The 4177-nt window shown below is 44.0% G+C and carries 7 protein-coding genes; all 7 read left to right on the top strand.

Going from position 1 to position 4177, the window contains the following annotated elements; genetic code table 11:
• A partial coding sequence (rplU, locus tag Q1J64_RS13400; protein ID WP_301109596.1) for a 50S ribosomal protein L21 occupies positions 1-168 on the top strand: 168 nt, incomplete at its 5' end.
• A gap of 6 nt (positions 169-174) precedes the next feature.
• Positions 175-501: a ribosomal-processing cysteine protease Prp gene (locus Q1J64_RS13405; RefSeq protein ID WP_301109591.1), complete on the top strand. Its 327-nt coding sequence runs from the start codon at positions 175-177 to the stop codon at positions 499-501.
• A 12-nt stretch (positions 502-513) separates the two neighbouring features.
• Entirely contained in the window at positions 514-804 is a 291-nt protein-coding gene (rpmA, locus tag Q1J64_RS13410; protein WP_301109592.1) for a 50S ribosomal protein L27, read from the top strand.
• A 143-nt stretch (positions 805-947) separates the two neighbouring features.
• Positions 948-1481, top strand: a complete 534-nt coding sequence (locus tag Q1J64_RS13415) for a Spo0B domain-containing protein (RefSeq protein ID WP_301109593.1) — start codon at positions 948-950, stop codon at positions 1479-1481.
• 3 nt (positions 1482-1484) lie between these two features.
• Positions 1485-2774, top strand: a complete 1290-nt coding sequence (obgE, locus tag Q1J64_RS13420) for a GTPase ObgE (RefSeq protein ID WP_301109594.1) — start codon at positions 1485-1487, stop codon at positions 2772-2774.
• 39 nt (positions 2775-2813) lie between these two features.
• A complete protein-coding gene (locus tag Q1J64_RS13425) occupies positions 2814-3269 on the top strand; it encodes a transcriptional regulator ThrR (protein ID WP_301109595.1) in 456 nt (151 codons plus the stop codon).
• Positions 3270-3301: 32 nt separating this feature from the next.
• A partial coding sequence (gene pheA, locus Q1J64_RS13430) for a prephenate dehydratase (RefSeq protein WP_301109597.1) occupies positions 3302-4177 on the top strand: 876 nt, incomplete at its 3' end.

Genomic DNA, 4177 nt, shown 5'->3' on the forward strand with positions numbered 1-4177 from the left:
GTCGGTGCTCCATTCGTAGAAGGCGCTACTGTAACAGGTAAAGTTGTCAAACAAGGCCGTGGAAAGAAAATTACCGTTTTCAAATACAAGCCTAAAAAGAACTACCACAAAAAACAAGGTCACCGTCAGCCATACACGAAAATTGTTATTGACGGTATCAATCTGTAATTCGATATGATCCATATCCGAATTGAAAAAGAGCCTTCCGGGCGCATCTCATCTTTTGAGATGGACGGTCATGCAGACTTTGCAGAACACGGGAAAGACTTAGTATGTGCAGGCGCTTCAGCCGTATCCTTTGGTGCGGTCAATGCAATCGCCAAGCTTACTGAAAATGCACCGGAAGTCGAGCAAAGTGCGGACGGAGGATACTTACGTGTTGCGTTTCCGGTAACGGATCGTGACGCAGAAGTTCAGCTGATCGTACAAGCCATGATTGTTTCTTTACAGACGATTGAATTGGACTATGCAGAATATATACAACTATCCTTTAAAAAGTAGGAGGTGGCAGCTATGTTACGTTTGGATCTTCAGTTTTTCGCATCGAAAAAAGGAGTAGGTTCTACAAAGAACGGTCGTGACTCCCATTCAAAACGTCTTGGCGCTAAGCGTGCAGACGGACAATTCGTTTCCGGCGGTTCAATTCTTTATCGTCAACGCGGAACAAAAATTCACCCAGGTGAAAACGTTGGTCGCGGTGGAGATGATACTCTATACGCAAAAGTTGACGGTGTCGTTCGTTTCGAACGCCTTGGCCGCGACAAAAAGAAAGTCAGTGTCTACCCAGAAGTTCAAGAAGCTTAATTGGATAGCATGACAAACAACAAGGGACTGCACTCGCTGCAGTCCTTTTTTGTATTCATTCGAAAATGAATAACGATTAGTTTAGTGATTTTCGAATGAAAATGCTATACTAAGAAGTACGAATTCAGCTGGCGGTGAAAATAATGGGGAAGAATGAACTGAAGGTATCAGAAATTATGAAATTCAGTCGGCATGATCATATGAATGACATGCAATTATTACTCATGTATTTAGATATGGGGAAATATCAGGAAGCAAAAGAGTGCATTCTGGAAAAGACTTCAGAAATGCAGCAGTTTGCCATGCTTCAAAAATTAGGACTGCCTAATACGGAAGAATGGCTGATGACGCTGGACTGGAAATATCCTGCTTTTAACAGCCGGCTGCATTGCGATATTGCATCAGATGTTAGTTCACCTACAATTGATGCGATTTTGGTCGGTTATTTAGAAGACCTTGTGAAAACTGTAATGCCGAGAATCGATCAATATGCTGAGTGTACCGTTATGATTGATGTCGTGACTACAGCGCTCGCATGGAGTATTAAATTATCGTTTTCGGATATACAAGGCATTTCATTGCATAACACAGAGAATTCATCTCTGCTGACGGTTGAAATCCTTGATGAACAAGATCAGTGGACGGTAATCTTGAGCGGAAAATTAGGAGGATTATAAATAATGTTTGTGGATCACGTAAAAGTTTTTGTTAAAGGTGGAGACGGTGGCGATGGAATGGTCGCGTTTCGCCGAGAGAAGTATATAGCATATGGAGGACCGGCAGGAGGCGACGGCGGTAAAGGTGCGGACGTAATCTTTATTGTAGACGAAGGTTTGCGCACACTAATGGATTTCCGTTATCAGCGTCATTTCAAAGCACCTCGCGGAGAGCATGGAGGAAGCAAAAACATGCACGGACGCGGTGGTACGAATATGGTTGTAAAGGTTCCGCCGGGCACAGTCGTTAAGAACGCGGAGGATGGCACTATCATCGCGGATTTAGTAGAAGACGGTCAGCAGGCAGTCATCGCCCGTGGAGGACGTGGAGGACGCGGTAACAGCCGTTTTGCCACACCACAAAATACGGCACCTGAGCTTTCTGAAAAAGGAGAGCCTGGAGTCAGTCTAGATATTGTTTTAGAATTAAAAGTATTGGCTGACGTTGGATTAGTAGGATTCCCGAGTGTTGGTAAATCTACATTGCTATCTGTAGTTTCAGCTGCTAAACCGAAAATCGCCGATTATCATTTTACAACGCTTGTTCCGAATCTCGGAATGGTTGAAACGGATGATCACCGGACTTTTGTTATGGCGGATCTGCCGGGCTTAATTGAAGGGGCACATGAAGGCGTCGGGCTTGGCCATCAGTTTTTACGCCATATTGAGCGTACACGGGTTATTGTTCATGTCATCGATATGTCAGGTTTAGAAGGTCGCGAACCGTTTGATGATTATCAGACGATCAACGCGGAGCTCGAGCAATATAATATGCGCTTAACAGAACGCCCACAGATTATCGTTGCAAATAAAATGGACATGCCGGATGCGGAAGAAAACTTGGCTGCGTTTAAAGAAGCGCTTGGTGATGAAGAAATTCAGGTATTCCCGATTTCTGCATTGACAAGAACAGGACTTGATCCATTGCTTTATGCCATTTTAGACTTGCTCGAAACAACACCTGAATTCCCAATGCTTGAAGAAGTAGAGGAAGAAGCGAACTCTGTATTGTATAAGCATGAATCGACTGGCCCAGACTTTGTCATTTCCCGTGACGATGACGGTGCATATGTATTGTCAGGCTATACACTTGAACGTCTGTTTAAGATGACAGACTTCAACTTCGATCAATCAGTCCGCAAATTCGCACGTCAAATGCGTGGAATGGGTGTTGACGATGCATTGCGTGAACGTGGTGCAGAGGACGGCGACATTGTTCGGATCTTGGATTATGAATTTGAGTTCTTAGAGTAACCTGTGAGTAAGACAAATGCTCATTCTGGGGGGAGCAAAATGAAGCAAATCGGGGAAGGCCAGTTTTATCTGGTCCGAGAAGATGTGTTGACAGAATCCATGCAGAAAATGCTGGAAGCAAAAAGAATGCTGGCTAGAGGCGAAGTGACAACGATCCAGGAAGCAACAAAACGGGTCGGTCTGTCACGCAGTGCCTTTTATAAGTATCGAGATGCTGTGTTCCCGTTCGAGTCAATCGCACGGGACCGCATTCTAACAATTTTTATTCAGCTGGAGGATTTAAAAGGATCATTGGCAGTAGTGTTAGAAATTATTTCGAAGGCGAAATGCAATGTCTTGACGATTCATCAAACGATACCTGTTCAAGGACGCGCCAATATTACGTTATCACTTGATGTAACAGAGATGGAAATCAAGGTGGAAGCTTTTCTGCAACGTTTGAAAGCTCCTAGATTCATTGATTCCGTAGATTTAATCAGTTCAGGCGTCTTTTGAAGACGTGAACTTGTTAGAGGAGGAAAAGTATGATGACAGAGAAGAAATATGCGCCGTCTGTTGCGTATTTGGGTCCAGATGCGTCATTTACCCATATTGCAGCTGCAGAATTATTCGGCTATGAAGGTCTGACACCTCGTCCGACGATTCCAGATTGTATCGAAGCTGTCGCCGCAGGGCATGTAGCGTATGCAGTCGTTCCATTGGAAAACGCACTCGAAGGTTCAGTACCGTTGACGATCGATTATTTATTTCATGGTGGGGAGTTATTTATTACCGCGGAAATTTCTACTCCGATTGAACAGCATTTAATGGTTAACCAGGCACAAGTGGAGTTTACAGATCAGCTGGATTCCATTCAGTCTCATCCACACGCGCTTGCTCAATGTCATAAGTTTTTGCAGTACCGCTATAGACGGGTCCCTTTAATTCAAACGACTTCGACAGCAGCGGCGGCAAAGTATATTTCTGAGAATCCAGAATTGCGGATTGCGGCAATCGGCAACCGGCTGGCAGCACAAACGTATGGCTTACATATAGCAGAAGAGAATATCCATGATTTTCATTTTAACCACACACGGTTTGTCGTGCTATCGTTGCGAAAAGAAATTCTGGACCATAAAAAACATTCCGCTTCACAAAAGACAACACTCATGGTTAAGCTGCCGGAAGATGATAAAGCTGGTATGCTCCATCAAATTCTATCAGTATTTTCCTGGCGCCGTCTAAATTTAAGTAAAATTGAATCACGGCCGCTGAAGACAGGACTTGGACATTATTTCTTTATTATCGATATTAATGAATCTGAAGAACATCCGATGATGAAAGGTGCCATGGAAGAACTCGCGGCACTTGGCTGTAAAGCCCGTTCGTTCGGTTCTTATTATGTGTACGAAACAGATCCATCC

The sequence above is a fragment of the Sporosarcina sp. genome (assembly GCF_029257255.1).
GTDB lineage: Bacteria > Bacillota > Bacilli > Bacillales_A > Planococcaceae > Sporosarcina.

Bases quoted from the DNA above. Each gene is read 5' to 3' on its own strand.
- Q1J64_RS13405 (WP_301109591.1), top strand. From the start codon at position 175: ATGATCCATATCCGAATTGAAAAAGAGCCTTCCGGGCGCATCTCATCT.
- Q1J64_RS13415 (WP_301109593.1), top strand. From the start codon at position 948: ATGGGGAAGAATGAACTGAAGGTATCAGAAATTATGAAATTCAGTCGG.
- obgE (WP_301109594.1), top strand. From the start codon at position 1,485: ATGTTTGTGGATCACGTAAAAGTTTTTGTTAAAGGTGGAGACGGTGGC.
- Q1J64_RS13425 (WP_301109595.1), top strand. From the start codon at position 2,814: ATGAAGCAAATCGGGGAAGGCCAGTTTTATCTGGTCCGAGAAGATGTG.
- rpmA (WP_301109592.1), top strand. From the start codon at position 514: ATGTTACGTTTGGATCTTCAGTTTTTCGCATCGAAAAAAGGAGTAGGT.